Genomic DNA, 13,550 nt, shown 5'->3' with positions numbered 1-13,550 from the left:
CCCTACCCCCCTACGGACTCCCCGGATTTATTCCGGGGCCTACGGGCGAGCGAGGACCGGACGGCAAACACCATTGGCGAGGGCCCGTGTAATCCCTCTGGTAGGCCCCGGAATGAATCCGGGGAGTGTCTGAAAAGCTTCGACGGTCGGGTGGAGCCCACCCCATGACCACCCTGCAGCTCTTCCTCCAGGCCCTCACCCTGCAGGCCGGGTACAATTCCGCCCTGGTCGCGGTCGGCGCCGGGCTGCTCGGGATCGCCGGGGGCGGGGCGGGCGCCTTTGTGTTCCTGCGCAAGCGGGCGCTGGTCTCCGACGCAGTCACCCACGCCACCCTGCCCGGCGTCGCCATAGCGTTCATCGTCATGGTGCTGCTCGGCGGGGACGGACGCTGGCTGCCCGGGCTGATCCTCGGGTCGGCCGCCTCGGCAGCGATCGGGCTGATGGCGGTGGAGTGGATCACCGCCCGCACCCGCCTGGGCGAGGACGCCGCCATCGGTGCCGTGCTCTCGGTCTTCTTCGGCCTCGGGATCGTCCTGCTGACCGTCATCCAGACCATGGAGGGCGGCAAACAGGCCGGGCTCGACACCTTCCTGCTGGGCTCCACCGCCGGCATGCTGATCGGCGAGGCCGTGCTGATCGCCGCTGCCGGCGCGGTCGCGGTCGGCCTGGTGGTGGTCCTGCGCCGGCCGATGACCCTGGTCGCCTTCGACCCGGACTATGCCGCCACCCTGGGCATCAACGTGCGGCGCACCGACCTCGCCATGATGGGCCTGGCGCTGGTGGTCACCGTCATCGGTCTCAAGGTGGTCGGCCTGATCCTGATCGTCGCCATGCTGATCATCCCGCCGGTCGCCGCCCGGTTCTGGACCGAGCGGGTCGACCGGCTGATCCTGATCGCCGCGGGAATCGGTGGACTGTCGGGCTTCCTCGGCGCCGCCCTTTCCGCCGCCGCGCGCGACATGCCGACCGGGCCGATCATCGTGCTGGTCGCATTCGCCCTGTTCGCCTTTTCCCTCGCCTTCTCCCCCAGGCGCGGCGTGCTCGCCTCCGCCCTGCGCCACCGGCGGTTCCAGCACCGGGTGCACCTGCGCCAGGGGCTGCTGGCCATGGCAAGGGGTGAGGCGATCTACGACCGGCTGACCCTGCGGATCCTGCGCCGACGCGGGCTGATGCGCGGCGACGGGGTGATGACCGGCGCCGGACGCGGAGCTGCGGGAAAGGCCCAGCTTGACGAGACCCGCTGGGCCACCGCCCGGCGCCTGCGCGCCGACGATCCGGTGCTGGAGCGCTATGACGGCCTCACCCCCATCGATCAGGTGCTGACCCCCGACCAGGTGGCCCATCTGGACAGCCTGCTGCCGAAGCCGGAGGCGACCCGATGAGCACGGAGTGGGGTGTCGAGTTCGTCCAGCTCAGCCTGACGCCGATCCTGATCGGCACCCTGGCCGCCATCGCCTGCGCGTTGCCGGGCAACTTCCTGCTGCTGCGCCGCCAGGCGCTGATCGGCGACGCGATCAGCCATGTGGCCCTGCCGGGCATCGTCGTCGCCTTCCTGGTGACCGGCGTCATCTCCGCCTGGCCGATGATGATCGGCGCCGCCGGGGCCGCGGTGGTCGCGGTCGGGCTGATCGAGCTGATCAAGCGGCTCGGCCGGGTCGAGCCGGGGGCGGCCATGGGAGTGGTCTTCACCACCCTGTTCGCCGCCGGGGTGCTGCTGCTGGAGCAGTCGGACACCAGCGGCGTGCATATCGACGTGGAGCATGCGCTCTACGGCAACCTGGAGAGCCTGATCTGGTTCGACGCCACCGGCTGGTCGTCGCTGCTGGATATCGACGCGCTGGCCGGGCTGCCGCCGCAGCTCTTCCGGCTGGCCATCGTGCTGGCGGTGATCGTCGCCTTCGTGATCGCCTTCTGGAAAGAGCTGGCGATCTCCACCTTCGATCCGGGCTTCGCGCAGGCCGTCGGCATCCGCACCGGCGTCGTCGGCTTCGCCCTGGTGGTCGCCGCCGCCGTGGCCGCCGTCGCCGCCTTCGACGCGGTGGGTTCCATTATCGTCATCGCCATGTTCGTGTGCCCGCCCGCCACCGCCCGGCTGATGACCGATCGGCTCGGCCGGCAGGTCGGATGGAGCGTGCTGTTCGCCACCACCGCCGCCATCGCCGGCTATGTCTTCGCCGGCTACGGCCCGCTCTGGTTCGGCTCGCCCTACGCCGTCAGCGCCGCCGGCATGATCGCCACCGTCGCCGGCATCCAGCTCGCCCTCGCCTGCCTGTTCGGGCCGCGCCGCCGACGCACCGGACAGGCGGCAGCCTCGCAATAGCCCGACAGACGTAAAAGGGTCGCCCTGACAGGGGCATCGCGTATATCTGTGGGGGCAACCCACAGCAAGGACACCGCATGCCTTCCTCGCCCGAGCGTCTCGACCGCGCCATCGCCATGACCGAACGCCTGATCGCGTTCGACACTACTTCCCGGAACTCCAACCTGGCGCTGATCGAGGATGTGAAGGCCTATCTGGCCGATCTGGGCATCGAGTCCCGGCTGACCTACGACCATGACGGTGCGAAGGCCAACCTGTGGTGCACCATCGGTCCGAAGCAGAAGGGCGGCATCGTGCTGTCCGGCCATACCGACGTGGTCCCGGTGGATGGTCAGGACTGGACCTCCGAACCGTTCACCCTGACCCGCCGGGGCGACAATCTCTATGGGCGCGGCACCGCCGACATGAAGGCTTTCATCGCCATCGCCCTGTCCCTGGCGCCGGAAATGGCGGCGGCCAACCTGCAGGTGCCGATCCATTTCGCCTTCTCCTTCGACGAGGAGGTCGGGTGCTTCGGCGTCCAGCACATCATCGCCGACGTGGTCGCCAACCTGCCGCTGCCGCGCGCCGTGATCGTCGGCGAGCCGACCGAGATGAAGCTGATCGGCGGCAACAAGGGCACGCGGATCTACAAGACGCGGGTGACCGGCGTGCCGGGCCATTCCAGCGACCCGCGCAACGGCGCCAACGCCATCATCGCCGCCAGCCGGATGATCGCCTTCATCGACGATCTGGGCCAGGAGATCGCCGCCGGCCCGCATGGTGAGACCGAGTTCGATCCGCCGCACACCACGATGAGCGTCGGCGTCATCGAGGGCGGCACCGCCCACAACATCATCCCGGAATTCTGCGACATCACGTGGGGCATGCGGGTGCTGCCGTCGGACGACGCCGATGTCTACGAAGAGCGGATCCGCGCCTATTGCAAGGAGTTGGAGCCGGCGATGAAGGCGGTCGCCCCCCATTGCGGCTTCGAGCACCACAAGCTGGTCGACGTGATCGGCCTGCAGCCGGACGAGCACTCCGCCGCCGAGACCCTGGTGCGCCAGCTCACCGGGCTGAACCAGTCGAGCGTGGTATCGTTCGGCACCGAGGCCGGCGCCTTCCAGCAGGCCGGCATGCCGGCGGTGATCTTCGGCCCCGGCAGCATCGAGGTCGCCCACAAGGCCGACGAGTACATCCCCGTCGACCAGATGGCGCAGTGCGTCGACTTCATGGCCGACCTGATCGAGTGGGCGAAGACGGCCGACTAAGCGAAGGAGCCCTCATGACGGAGCGCGCGTTCGAGGTTCTCGAGAACGAGTGGATCATCCTGAAGGACGGGACCCGGCTGGCCGCCCGGATCTGGATGCCTGACGGGGCCCACGGCGATCCGGTGCCCGCCGTTCTGGAATACCTGCCCTACCGCAAGCGCAACGGCACGGCACCGCGCGACGAGTCCACCTATCCGGTCTTCGCCGCTGCCGGGATCGCCGGAGTGCGGGTCGACATCCGCGGGTCGGGCGAGTCCGAGGGGGTGATCGACGGCGAATATACCGAGCGGGAGCTGTCCGACGCCTGCGAGGTGATCGACTGGATCGCGGCCCAGCCCTGGTCGAACGGCAGTGTGGGCATGATGGGTATCTCCTGGGGCGGGTTCAACTGCCTGCAGGTGGCGGCCCTGAAGCCTCCGGCGCTGAACGCGGTGATCTCCATCGCCTCGTCCGTCGACCGGTACAACGACGACATCCACTACAAGGACGGCTGCCACCTCTCGGCCCAGCTCTCCTGGGCGGCGACCATGCTGGCCTATCAGTCGCGGTCGCCCGATCCGGAGATCGTCGGCGAGGACTGGCGCGCCATGTGGCTGGAGCGGCTGGAGGGCGAGCCGTTCATGATGGAGGAGTGGCTGGCCCACCAACGCCGGGACGCGTTCTGGAAGCACGGCTCCATCGGCGAGGATTTCGCGGGATTCCCGGTCCCGGCCCTCGTGATCTCCGGCTGGGCCGACGGCTACCGCTCCACCCCGTTCAAGGCGGTGGAGGGCATGCCGGCCAGGGCCAAGGCGCTGGTCGGGCCCTGGATCCACAAGTATCCGCATTTCGCCTGGCCGAAGCCGCGCGCCGATTTCCATGGCGAGGCGATCCGCTGGTGGAACCGCTGGCTGCGCGACGAGGCGAACGGCGCCGAGGATACGCCGCAGATGCGGGCCTTCATTCTCGACGGCCCGAAACCGTCGCGCTGGCGTGACCGCGACCCGGGCTTCTGGATCGCCAAGCGGGAGTGGTCCGAGCCCGACAGCCGGGTGCTGGGCATCGACCGCCATGGCCGGCTCGGCGACGCGCCCGCCGCGTCGGCAAAGCCACTGACCCTGCGCTCACCGCTGGATACAGGCACCGGGGCGGGCGAGTGGTTCACGCTGAAGCCCGATGCCGAGATGGCCGGCGACCAGCGCGGCGACGACATGGGCTCGCTGGTCTTCGACACGGCGGACCTGACGGAGGAGATCCTGCTGCTCGGCCGGGCATCGGTCTCGCTCACCCTGTCCAGCGACGCACCCCTGGCCAATCTCTGCGCCCGGCTGGTGGACCTGCATCCGGACGGTACGGCGACCCGCATCGCCTTCGGTGTGCTCAACCTCGCCCATCGCGACGGCAACGAGCACCCGAAGCCGATGACGCCGGGCGCGGCGACGGAGATCACCCTGACCCTGGACGCCTGCGGCTACCGGCTGGCCCCCGGCCACCGGCTGCGGCTGTCGCTCTCCAGCGCCTACTGGCCGACGATCCTGCCGCCACCCTACGACGCCACGCTGACCATCGAGCCCGCCTCCCTGCGCCTCGCCCTGCCGCTGCTGGGCGATCACGACCGGATCGAGGTAGCAGAGCCGGAGAACCCCGATCCGCTGCCGACATACGAAGCGACGACGCAGGGCCATGCCGCGCGGGAGATCCGACGCAACTTGACCACCGGGGTGACGGAACACCGGATCTCCGAAGACTCCGGCCTGATCCGCCATCCGGGCAACGGGCTGGTGACCGGCGAGACCCAGGACGAGGTCTGGAGCATCCGCGACGGCGATCCGCTCTCGGCCACCGGCCGGATCGAGCGCACCTGCATCACCCGCCGCGCGGGTTGGGAGACCAGGACCGTCAGCACCTGTGCGCTGTCCTGCACGGCGGAGGACTGGCTGATCGAGGCGCGGGTGGAGGCCTTCGAGAACGGCGAGCCGGTCTTCGACAAGAGCTTCGCCCGGACCATCCCGCGTGACATGATGTGAGACCCGAACGATCGAGGACGCGGCCATGAACGCGGACGTCCCACCGCCCGCCAGAACGGCATCCTGCGCCTGCGGCGGGTTGTCGGTCACCTGTCCGGGGGAGCCGATGCTCGTCGCCCTCTGCCACTGCCGCGAGTGTCAGAAGCGCACCGGCGGGCCGTTCGGCGTGGCGGCGTTCTATCCCGAGGCTGCGGTCATCACGGAAGGTGCCTCGACCACCTATCGCCGGACAGGCGACAGCGGCGAGGAAATCACCTTCCACTTCTGCCCGACCTGCGGGTCGACTGTGTTCTGGTATCCGAAGGTCAAGCCCGGCACCGTGGCGGTTGCCCTGGGCGCCTTCGCCGACGGTTCGTTTCCCGCGCCCGCAAAACAGGTCTACACCCGGCACCGCCATCCCTGGGTGCCGCTGGATATCGCGCCGGAAGCGCCCAGTTAATCGGCCCTGATCGCTTCCATCGCCGCCCGGGCCTGGTCCGGGATCGGGGCGGATTTGTTGGTCGCGCGATCCACATAGACATGGACGAAATGCCCGAAAGCGCAGATCGCGTCCTGGCCCTTTTTGAACAGCCCGACCTCGTAGGTCACTGACGACGTGCCGATCCGGGCCACGCGGATACCGGCTTCCACCACGTCGGGAAAGGCGATCGGCCGCTTGTAGGAGCATTTCGTCTCCACCACGAAGCCCACGGTATCGCCCGCCAGGTAGTCGAGCCCGCCCTTCTCGATCAGGTACTGGTTCACCACCGTGTCGAAATACGAGTAGTACTCGACATTGTTCACATGGCCGTAGACGTCGTTGTCCATCCAGCGGGTCGGGATCTCCAGGAAATGCCGGTAGTCGGCCCGCGTAAGCTCCGCCTCGCCCGCCATCACCCAATCCCCTTGAGGAAGTCGCGCAGGGTGTCGAGCACCTCGTCCGGACGTTCGATCGACATCATGTGGCCGGTCGCCGGCAGCACCGCGAGCCGGGCATCGGCGAACGACCCGGCCAGGGCCTTCGCCCCCTTCAGCGGGGTCATGCGATCGTCGTCGCCGGCGACGATCAGCACCGGGCAGGCAACCTTCCCCGCCGCCTCGGTCGCACCCGCATAGCCGTTGGAGGCTTTGAGATCCACGCCCAGCGGCCCCTTCAGCCCGCGCTCCAGGGTCCGCAGGCCGGCACCCGGCATCCAGGCGCCCGGCGCGCGGTTGCCGCCGATCTGCGCCGGACGGCCGAAGCCCCAGCCGATCATCGCCTCCACCGCCCCGTGGTCGCCTTTGTCGGCCGCGCCCTGCAGCGCCGGATTAACCGGCATCGATGCCGCCGCCCCCAGCATCATCAGCGCCAGGACCGCGTCGCCCGCCTGGTTCGCCGCCTCCAGGGCGATCAGCGCGCCGAGCGAATGGCCCGCCAGCGCGAACTCTTCGGCCCCGGCGGCCTTCACCGCCTTCAGCACCCAGCCGGCCATCGCCGGCACGTCCTCCAGGGCAGGCCCGGCACTGCCGCCATGGCCCGGCAGGTCGAGCGCCAGCACCGACCAGCCGTGATGGGCGAAGTAGCGGGTCTGCAGGGTCCAGACCGTATGGTCCATCCCGGCGCCATGGACGAAGACGAGGGCGGGGCGTGCGGGATCGAACGGGCGTCCGCCGGTGGCGGCGAAGGCCTCGATCCCCTCGACAGTCAGCTTCATGCGCCGGCGGCTCCAGCGAGTTTCACTTGGGTTTTCGGCTGGGTCGCCCGGGCGGCGGCGCGCAGCGCCTGCTTCAGGTCGTCCACGATGTCCTTGGGATCCTCCAGGCCGACAGACAGGCGCACCAGATCCTCGCTCAGCCCGGCCGCCTTCATGGTCTCGGCGTCGAGCTGCTGGTGGGTGGTGCTGGCCGGGTGCAGCACCAGGGACTTGGCGTCGCCCACATTGGCCAGATGCGACCACAGGCGCAGGGACTCAATGAACACCCGGCCCGCCTCGCGCCCACCCTTGATCCCGAAGGCGATCATCGAGCCCGCCCCCTTCGGCAGCAGCTTGGTGGCGATGGCGTGGTCGGGGTGATCCTCCAGTTCCGGATAGGCCACCCACTCCACCTCTTCTGCCCCCTTCAGGAAGGCGACGACGGCGCGGGCGTTGGCCACGTGGCGGTCCATGCGCAGCGGCAGAGTCTCGATGCCCTGCAGGATGTGGAAGGCGTTGGCCGGGCTCATGCAGGCGCCGAAATCGCGCAGGCCCTCGGCCCGGGCGCGCATCAGCAGCGCCTGGGGGCCATATTCCTCGGCGAAATCGAGGCCGTGGTAGCCGGCATAAGGCTCGGTCAGGGTCGGAAACTTGCCGGACGCCTCCCAGTCGAAGGTGCCGCCGTCCACCAGCACACCGCCAAGCGCCACGCCATGGCCGCCGAGCCACTTGGTGGCGGAGTGCATGACCAGATCGGCGCCGTGGTCGATCGGCCGGCACAGGTGCGGGGTGGCGAAGGTGCTGTCGACCATCAGCGGGATTCCCGCCGCATGGGCGATCTCTGCCATGGCGGCGATGTCCATCACCTCCAGGCCCGGATTGCCGATGGTCTCGCCGAAGATCAGCCGGGTTTCCGGCCGGATCGCCTTGCGGAAGCCGTCCAGGTCGCGCGGGTGGACCTTGGTGGTCTCGATGCCGAAGCGCGGCAGGGTATGGCTGAACAGGTTGTGGCTGCCGCCATACAGTGCGGAGGAGGCGACGATGTGCCCGCCCTGGCCCATCAGGGTGCTGATCGCCAGGAACAGGGCCGCGTGGCCGCTCGCCGTGGCGATCGCGCCGACGCCGCCCTCCAAGGCCGCCACCCGCTCCTCCAGCACCGCCACGGTGGGGTTGGAGATGCGCGAGTAGATGTGGCCGGCGCGCTCCAGGTTGAACAGCGAGGCGGCGTGGTCGACGTCTTTGAAGACGTAGGAGGTGGTCTGGTAGATCGGCACCGCCCGGGCGCCGGTGACCGGGTCCGGCTGCTGGCCCGCATGCAGGCTCAGCGTGTCGAATCCGAAGACGTTACCGTCGGAACTCATCGCGATCGTCCCTGATTTGGAATTTTTCCATATCCGACATGGTCGGTAGAAGTGATTGCCGTGGCGGAGCAGTCTATCCGACACGGACGGTCGTCGTCCTGCTCGAGTGTGCCGAAATGGGAGAAGCGGATCCCGGATACGGTTACGGGGTCGCGCAACAGCACGACCCCGCCCGATTTCTACGCTGTGAGCTCCCTGCCCAACTTGTTCGTGCAGACGCTAACGAGGGGGGGTCTGTCCGTCAAGCACGATGATGTGGCGGAACTCACATCACCGAAAGTTGTCCTGCATTCGACATCCGGGTCATGATTTGAACAGCGCATTGGCGGCGTCGGCGACGCCCTTCTTGCGGTCGATCATTTCCTGAGCGCGAATAATCTCCGCCTGCATTGCCTGGATGTAATCTTCCAAATCTTCAATATTCCAGGTGGACAGGTCACGAGGCTTCTTCGGACGCTTGCCCGGCTCCAGCTCTTCCAGATCGACCATTATGCCCTCCTTGAAGCGACCGGCTTCACAATGCGTTTGCTTGTCGCGGTTGGGCCTCTATATAACGTGCCAAATCCGTTACAACCAATTCCATGCAGCCTGCTCACGCGGGAAATACCCGACGGCAAGGGAGAGACTATCATGACGCAGCCGCTGATGCCCAAGGCGACCGCCGTCTGGCTCATCGACAACACCGCCCTGACCTTCGAGCAGATCGCCGCCTTCTGCGAATTGCATGCGCTGGAGGTCCAGGCGATCGCCGATGGCGAGGTGAGCGCCGGTATCCAGGGATTCGACCCGGTGCTGAACGGCCAGCTCACGCGGGCCGAGATCGAACGGTGCGAGAAGGACCCGAAGACCCGCCTGATGATGGCGAAGTCGACGCTGCCGAAGCCGGTGGAGCGCACCAAGGGCCCGAAATACGTGCCGGTCGCCAAGCGGGGCGACAAGCCGGACGCCATCGCCTGGCTCCTGAAGCACCACGAGGAGCTGAAGGATTCGCAGATCGCCAAGCTGGTCGGCACCACCAAGGACACGATCAACAAGGTCCGCGAGCGCACCCACTGGAACTCGCAGAACATCCAGGCGCGCCACCCGGTCTTCCTGGGCCTGTGCACCCAGCGCGACCTGGACGCCGCCATCGAGAAGGCCGGCGGCACCAAGGTCCCGCCGGAACAGCAGCTGGAGTCGATCAGCGAACTGCCGTGATCGCGGCCTCGCATCCCTGAAAGCTATCGATCCCGGGTCGGCTGGCGCCGCCCGGGATTTTTCTTTCCACGCCCCGCGCCGTCATGGGCACGACCATCTCCCACCCCGTCATCCCGGGAGACCCCGTCCCGAATTTAATCCGGGACGGAGATCGCCGGGATGACGGGGTGGGTTTATTTACCCCCGCCGCTCCGCGATCAGGGCCGCCAGCCCGCGCTTCTGCTTGCCGTCGGCGTCGAAATTCGACGGCTCGAGCCAGGCCTGGAACGCCGCCTTGATGGCCGGCCACTCGCTGTCGAGGATCGAGAACCAGGCCGTGTCCCGGTTGCGGCCCTTGTACATCACCGCCTGGCGGAACAGCCCCTCATAGGTGAAGCCGAGCCGGGCCGCCGCCGCCTTGGACGGCGCGTTGAGGCTGTCGCATTTCCACTCGTAGCGCCGGTATCCCAACTCGTCGAACACCCGGGCCATCATCAGGTACATCGCCTCGGTCGACCCGGTGGTGCGCTGCATCAGCGGCGAGAAGGTGATGAACCCCACCTCGATCACCCCGTTGTTCGGGTCGATCCGCAGATAGGTGCAGAACCCGACCGCCTTGCCCGACGCCCGATCGATCACCGCATGGAACAGCGGGTCCTCGCTCTCGGCATTGGCCGCCAGGGCGGCGTCGAACGCAGCCCGATCCGCATAGGGACCGACCGGCAGGTAGGTCCACATCCGCCCGGTCTCGTCGGCCGCGAAGGCCGCCCAGAGGTCGTCGCCGTGCTTCGCTGGATCGAGCGGCTCCAAGCGGACCGTGCGGCCCTCCATCGGGGTGCGCGGCGGCCGGGCACGGGGCGTCCAGTCGGAAAGGGCCCAGCCGATCGGCTGGCCGAGCTCGTTGATGCGGGTGGTCATGGCGGGCTCCGGCGGATGGTTTGGATCTCCTCCATGCGCCTTTCCTATCGACCGCCGTAGATCCAACGCCGAACCGCCCGACGGTCCAACCGTTCGCCGTCAATCCTTCGGCATGCCTTTCGGCCGGGCGAGGCGCTGCTGGGCGGCGATGCGGAAGGGCGCGTTGGCCGCCCCGTAGCCGCGATAGCCGCCGCGCCGCTCGATCACCTCGAAGAAGAAGCCGTCCCCGTAGAGCCGGCTGTAGAGCTGGAAGAACTCGCCCTGGTCGTCGCGGTCGTAGAGGATGTTGTGCGCCCGCAGGGTGGCGACGAGGTCCGGGTCGAGTCCGAACCGGGCCTCCACGTCGCCATAGTAGTTCGCCGGGATCTCCAGTGCCTTGAAGCCGTTACCCGCCAGCGCGTCGGCGGTGGCCAGGATGTCCCCGGTCTGGAAGGCGATATGCTGGACCGAGGAGCCGAAGCTTTCCGACACGAAGCGGCCGGCGAGCGTGCGCTTGTTCTCCGCCCCGTTCAGGGTCAGGCGCAAGGCGGCATCCGGGCTCTCGATCGCCTGGCTGCGGACCACGCCGGCCGGATCGATGACGTCCACCATCGGCATCTTCCTGGTATCGAAGATCGCCGTGTAGAACAGCATCCAGGTCAGCATCTCCTCGTAGTTCATGGTCTGCGCCAGGTGGTCGATGCGGGTCAGGCCGACCCCGGACTCCGCCGCCTCGTCGGCCACCGGCTTGAACTCGATCTCCCAGACCCGGGACAGCTCGGTCTTGTCGTCAATGAAATGCATCACCCCGCCGCCGACGCCGCGGATCGCCGGGATCTTCAGCTCGCCCGGCCCGGTCGGCTGCTCGAAGAGGTCGGCCAGCAGTGCCCGCGCCCGGGCCACCGTCGCCGCGGCGTCCTCCACCTTCAGGCCGATATCGCAGACCGAGGTGCCGTGCATCAGATAGGCGGAATGGGCGAAGCCCTCCTTCTCGGTGTTGATCACCAGATTGATGCCGCCCTGGCGCCAGACCTCCACGTCCTTGGCCACGTGCCGGCCGGCCCGGGCGAAGCCGAGGCTGCGGAACAGGCCGGTCAGTTCCCCCGCCTCGCGCTCGTCGGCGGTGAACTCGACGAACTCGATGCCGGAGACCGAGATCCGGTCGGGCATCGCCGGCGGCGTGATGGCGATCTCCGGCTCCTGCCGGGCGACCGCGTCCATCAGGGTGATCAGTGAGCGGCGCCCGTCTATCGAGATCGACTTGGGCGAGCCGCCGCGGAACTGGTCGTTGAAGATCTCAAGGGACAGCACGCCGTCATAGCCGGTCGCCGCCACCGCCCGCATGAAGCCGACCACGTCCAGGTCGCCCTGCCCCGGCATGGTGCGGAAATGCCGGCTCCAGTACAGCAGATCCATGTCGATCAGCGGCGCGTCGGCGAGCTGGACGATGAAGATCTTGTCCTTCGGGATCGAGCGGATGGTGTTTACGTCGATCTTGCGGGCGAGCGTGTGAAAACTGTCGAGGATCAGTCCGACGCTGGGATGATCGGCCCGGCGCACGATTTCCCAGGCGTCCCGGTGATCGTTGACGTGCCGGCCCCAGGCCAGCGCCTCGTAGCCGACCCGCAGACCCCGCTTGGCGGCCCGCTCGCCCAGCTCAGCCAGGTCGTCGGCCGCCCGGTCGATGCCGCCGAGTGCGGCCTGGGAGGTGTTGGAGCAGATCAGCATCAGGTCGGTGCCGAGCTCCTGCATCACGTCGAACTTTCGCTCCGCCCGGTCGAAGGCGCGCGCCCGATGCGGTTCGGCCATGCCCTCGAAATCACGGAACGGCTGGAACAGGGTGATCTCCAGCCCGGCGTCGCGGATCATCTGGCCGACTTCCTTCGGCCCGCCGTCATAGGCCAGGAAATCGTTCTCGAAGATCTCCAGCCCGTCATAGCCGGCGGCGGCGATGGAGGTCAGCTTCTCCTGGAAATCGCCGCTGATCGACACGGTCGCAATGGACGTCTTCACCCGAATTCTCCTTATCCCGCCCCGAAACTGTCGAAGGTGGCCCGCATGGCCTCCGGATCGGCGGGCAGCCCTGTGAACAGCTCGAAAGCCTTCACCGCCTGGAACAGGGCCATGCCCGCCCCGGTCGCGACCCGGCAGCCCGCCGCCTGCGCCGCCTTAACGAATTCGGTCTCCATCGGGAAGTAGATGATGTCGACCACCCAGTGCCGCGAGTCCAGAAGGGACACCGGCAGGGGCGTGCCCGGATGGTCCGCCATGCCGACCGGCGTGGCGTTGACGATGCCGTCCACCGTGCCGGCGACGGCCTCGGCACTCTCGGCGACCGCCGCCCGGCCGGCGCCGAAGCGTCCCTCCAGGGCGGCGACCAGCTTCTGCGCGCCCGCCGTGTTGGTGTCGGCGATCAGCAGGGTCCCGACGCCGCAGTCCAGCAGCGCATTGGCCACCGCCGAACCGGCCCCGCCGGCGCCGATCAGCACCACCCGGTCCATCCGCTCCCGGCCCATGCCGCGCCGGAAGCTCTCGGCGAAACCCGACAGGTCGGTGTTGTGGCCGACCCGCCTTCCGTCCGTCAGCACGATGGTGTTCACCGCCCCGACGGCCCGCGCCTCGTCCGACAGGTCGTCGAGGAAGGCGACCGCCTCCTGCTTGTAGGGATGGGTGACGTTGACGCCGGCATAGCCGCAGAACTCCGCGGCCCGCAGCATCTCCTCGAAGGTCGGGGTGGTCACCATCTCGGCCGGATCGATGCGGCGGTAGACGTAGCGCAGTCCCTGCCGGGCTCCCTCCACCTCGTGCATGCGCGGCGTCCGCGACAGCGCGGTGCCCCGGCCGATCAGCCCGACCAGCACCGAGCGCCCCAGCGTCCCCGTCAT

Annotated in this window: 13 protein-coding genes; 6 read left to right on the top strand and 7 right to left on the bottom strand. The window is 68.3% G+C overall.

The genetic code is table 11. The features are described from left to right. Positions 1 to 164: 164 nt before the first annotated feature. The 5 genes from ACOQOP_RS21675 to ACOQOP_RS21655 all read left to right on the top strand — a co-directional run bounded on the left by ACOQOP_RS21675 (position 165) and on the right by ACOQOP_RS21655 (position 6,018). On the top strand, positions 165 to 1,382 hold the full coding sequence (locus ACOQOP_RS21675; RefSeq protein WP_420563900.1) for a metal ABC transporter permease: 1,218 nt from the start codon (positions 165 to 167) through the stop codon (positions 1,380 to 1,382). Beyond that, positions 1,379 to 2,320: a metal ABC transporter permease gene (locus ACOQOP_RS21670; protein ID WP_420563899.1), complete on the top strand. Its 942-nt coding sequence runs from the start codon at positions 1,379 to 1,381 to the stop codon at positions 2,318 to 2,320. Before ACOQOP_RS21675 ends, ACOQOP_RS21670 begins: the two co-directional genes overlap by 4 nt. A gap of 77 nt (positions 2,321 to 2,397) precedes the next feature. After that, entirely contained in the window at positions 2,398 to 3,573 is a 1,176-nt protein-coding gene (argE, locus tag ACOQOP_RS21665) for an acetylornithine deacetylase (protein ID WP_420563898.1), read from the top strand. 14 nt (positions 3,574 to 3,587) lie between these two features. Continuing rightward, positions 3,588 to 5,579, top strand: coding sequence for a CocE/NonD family hydrolase (locus tag ACOQOP_RS21660; protein ID WP_420563897.1), 1,992 nt, complete (start codon positions 3,588 to 3,590; stop codon positions 5,577 to 5,579). A gap of 25 nt (positions 5,580 to 5,604) precedes the next feature. Next, a complete protein-coding gene (locus tag ACOQOP_RS21655) occupies positions 5,605 to 6,018 on the top strand; it encodes a GFA family protein (RefSeq protein ID WP_420563896.1) in 414 nt (137 codons plus the stop codon). Here ACOQOP_RS21655 and ACOQOP_RS21650 read toward each other — a convergent pair. From ACOQOP_RS21650 to ACOQOP_RS21635, 4 genes are all read right to left on the bottom strand, one after another. Next, positions 6,015 to 6,452 carry an acyl-CoA thioesterase gene (locus ACOQOP_RS21650; protein ID WP_420563895.1) on the bottom strand — a complete coding sequence of 146 codons (438 nt, stop codon included), beginning with the start codon at positions 6,450 to 6,452 and terminating at the stop codon, positions 6,015 to 6,017. The two genes, ACOQOP_RS21655 and ACOQOP_RS21650, sit on opposite strands and share 4 nt — an antisense overlap. Continuing rightward, positions 6,452 to 7,252 (bottom strand): alpha/beta fold hydrolase, encoded by an 801-nt coding sequence (locus tag ACOQOP_RS21645; protein WP_420563894.1) that lies wholly within the window; start codon positions 7,250 to 7,252, stop codon positions 6,452 to 6,454. The genes ACOQOP_RS21650 and ACOQOP_RS21645 overlap by 1 nt, the downstream gene beginning before the upstream one ends. Next, positions 7,249 to 8,592 carry an O-acetylhomoserine aminocarboxypropyltransferase gene (locus ACOQOP_RS21640; protein ID WP_420563893.1) on the bottom strand — a complete coding sequence of 448 codons (1,344 nt, stop codon included), beginning with the start codon at positions 8,590 to 8,592 and terminating at the stop codon, positions 7,249 to 7,251. Before ACOQOP_RS21640 ends, ACOQOP_RS21645 begins: the two co-directional genes overlap by 4 nt. A gap of 303 nt (positions 8,593 to 8,895) precedes the next feature. After that, on the bottom strand, positions 8,896 to 9,081 hold the full coding sequence (locus ACOQOP_RS21635; protein WP_420563892.1) for a DUF1192 domain-containing protein: 186 nt from the start codon (positions 9,079 to 9,081) through the stop codon (positions 8,896 to 8,898). A gap of 141 nt (positions 9,082 to 9,222) precedes the next feature. Between ACOQOP_RS21635 and ACOQOP_RS21630 the strand changes: the two genes are divergently transcribed. Further along, positions 9,223 to 9,789, top strand: coding sequence for a DUF1013 domain-containing protein (locus ACOQOP_RS21630; RefSeq protein ID WP_420563891.1), 567 nt, complete (start codon positions 9,223 to 9,225; stop codon positions 9,787 to 9,789). A 177-nt stretch (positions 9,790 to 9,966) separates the two neighbouring features. Here ACOQOP_RS21630 and ACOQOP_RS21625 read toward each other — a convergent pair whose 3' ends face one another. From ACOQOP_RS21625 to ACOQOP_RS21615, 3 genes are all read right to left on the bottom strand, one after another. Then, positions 9,967 to 10,686 carry a GNAT family N-acetyltransferase gene (locus ACOQOP_RS21625; protein ID WP_420563890.1) on the bottom strand — a complete coding sequence of 240 codons (720 nt, stop codon included), beginning with the start codon at positions 10,684 to 10,686 and terminating at the stop codon, positions 9,967 to 9,969. A gap of 99 nt (positions 10,687 to 10,785) precedes the next feature. Continuing rightward, positions 10,786 to 12,678, bottom strand: a complete 1,893-nt coding sequence (locus tag ACOQOP_RS21620; RefSeq protein WP_420563889.1) for a bifunctional sugar phosphate isomerase/epimerase/4-hydroxyphenylpyruvate dioxygenase family protein — start codon at positions 12,676 to 12,678, stop codon at positions 10,786 to 10,788. Positions 12,679 to 12,689: 11 nt separating this feature from the next. Continuing rightward, on the bottom strand, positions 12,690 to 13,550 hold the full coding sequence (locus ACOQOP_RS21615) for a shikimate dehydrogenase (protein WP_420563888.1): 861 nt from the start codon (positions 13,548 to 13,550) through the stop codon (positions 12,690 to 12,692).

The sequence above is a fragment of the Thalassobaculum sp. genome, from assembly GCF_965223715.1.
Classification (GTDB): Bacteria; Pseudomonadota; Alphaproteobacteria; order Thalassobaculales; family Thalassobaculaceae; genus Thalassobaculum.
The sequence above is the reverse complement of the archived record's forward strand: the minus strand, read 5'-3'. Positions and strand labels throughout refer to the sequence as shown.

Excerpts from the sequence above, each read along its gene's own strand:
- ACOQOP_RS21675 (WP_420563900.1), top strand. The coding sequence starts at position 165 with ATGACCACCCTGCAGCTCTTCCTCCAGGCCCTCACCCTGCAGGCCGGG.
- ACOQOP_RS21670 (WP_420563899.1), top strand. The coding sequence starts at position 1,379 with ATGAGCACGGAGTGGGGTGTCGAGTTCGTCCAGCTCAGCCTGACGCCG.
- argE (WP_420563898.1), top strand. The coding sequence starts at position 2,398 with ATGCCTTCCTCGCCCGAGCGTCTCGACCGCGCCATCGCCATGACCGAA.
- ACOQOP_RS21660 (WP_420563897.1), top strand. The coding sequence starts at position 3,588 with ATGACGGAGCGCGCGTTCGAGGTTCTCGAGAACGAGTGGATCATCCTG.
- ACOQOP_RS21655 (WP_420563896.1), top strand. The coding sequence starts at position 5,605 with ATGAACGCGGACGTCCCACCGCCCGCCAGAACGGCATCCTGCGCCTGC.
- ACOQOP_RS21650 (WP_420563895.1), bottom strand. The coding sequence starts at position 6,452 with ATGGCGGGCGAGGCGGAGCTTACGCGGGCCGACTACCGGCATTTCCTG.
- ACOQOP_RS21645 (WP_420563894.1), bottom strand. The coding sequence starts at position 7,252 with ATGAAGCTGACTGTCGAGGGGATCGAGGCCTTCGCCGCCACCGGCGGA.
- ACOQOP_RS21640 (WP_420563893.1), bottom strand. The coding sequence starts at position 8,592 with ATGAGTTCCGACGGTAACGTCTTCGGATTCGACACGCTGAGCCTGCAT.
- ACOQOP_RS21635 (WP_420563892.1), bottom strand. The coding sequence starts at position 9,081 with ATGGTCGATCTGGAAGAGCTGGAGCCGGGCAAGCGTCCGAAGAAGCCT.
- ACOQOP_RS21630 (WP_420563891.1), top strand. The coding sequence starts at position 9,223 with ATGACGCAGCCGCTGATGCCCAAGGCGACCGCCGTCTGGCTCATCGAC.
- ACOQOP_RS21625 (WP_420563890.1), bottom strand. The coding sequence starts at position 10,686 with ATGACCACCCGCATCAACGAGCTCGGCCAGCCGATCGGCTGGGCCCTT.
- ACOQOP_RS21615 (WP_420563888.1), bottom strand. The coding sequence starts at position 13,550 with ATGACGGGGACGCTGGGGCGCTCGGTGCTGGTCGGGCTGATCGGCCGG.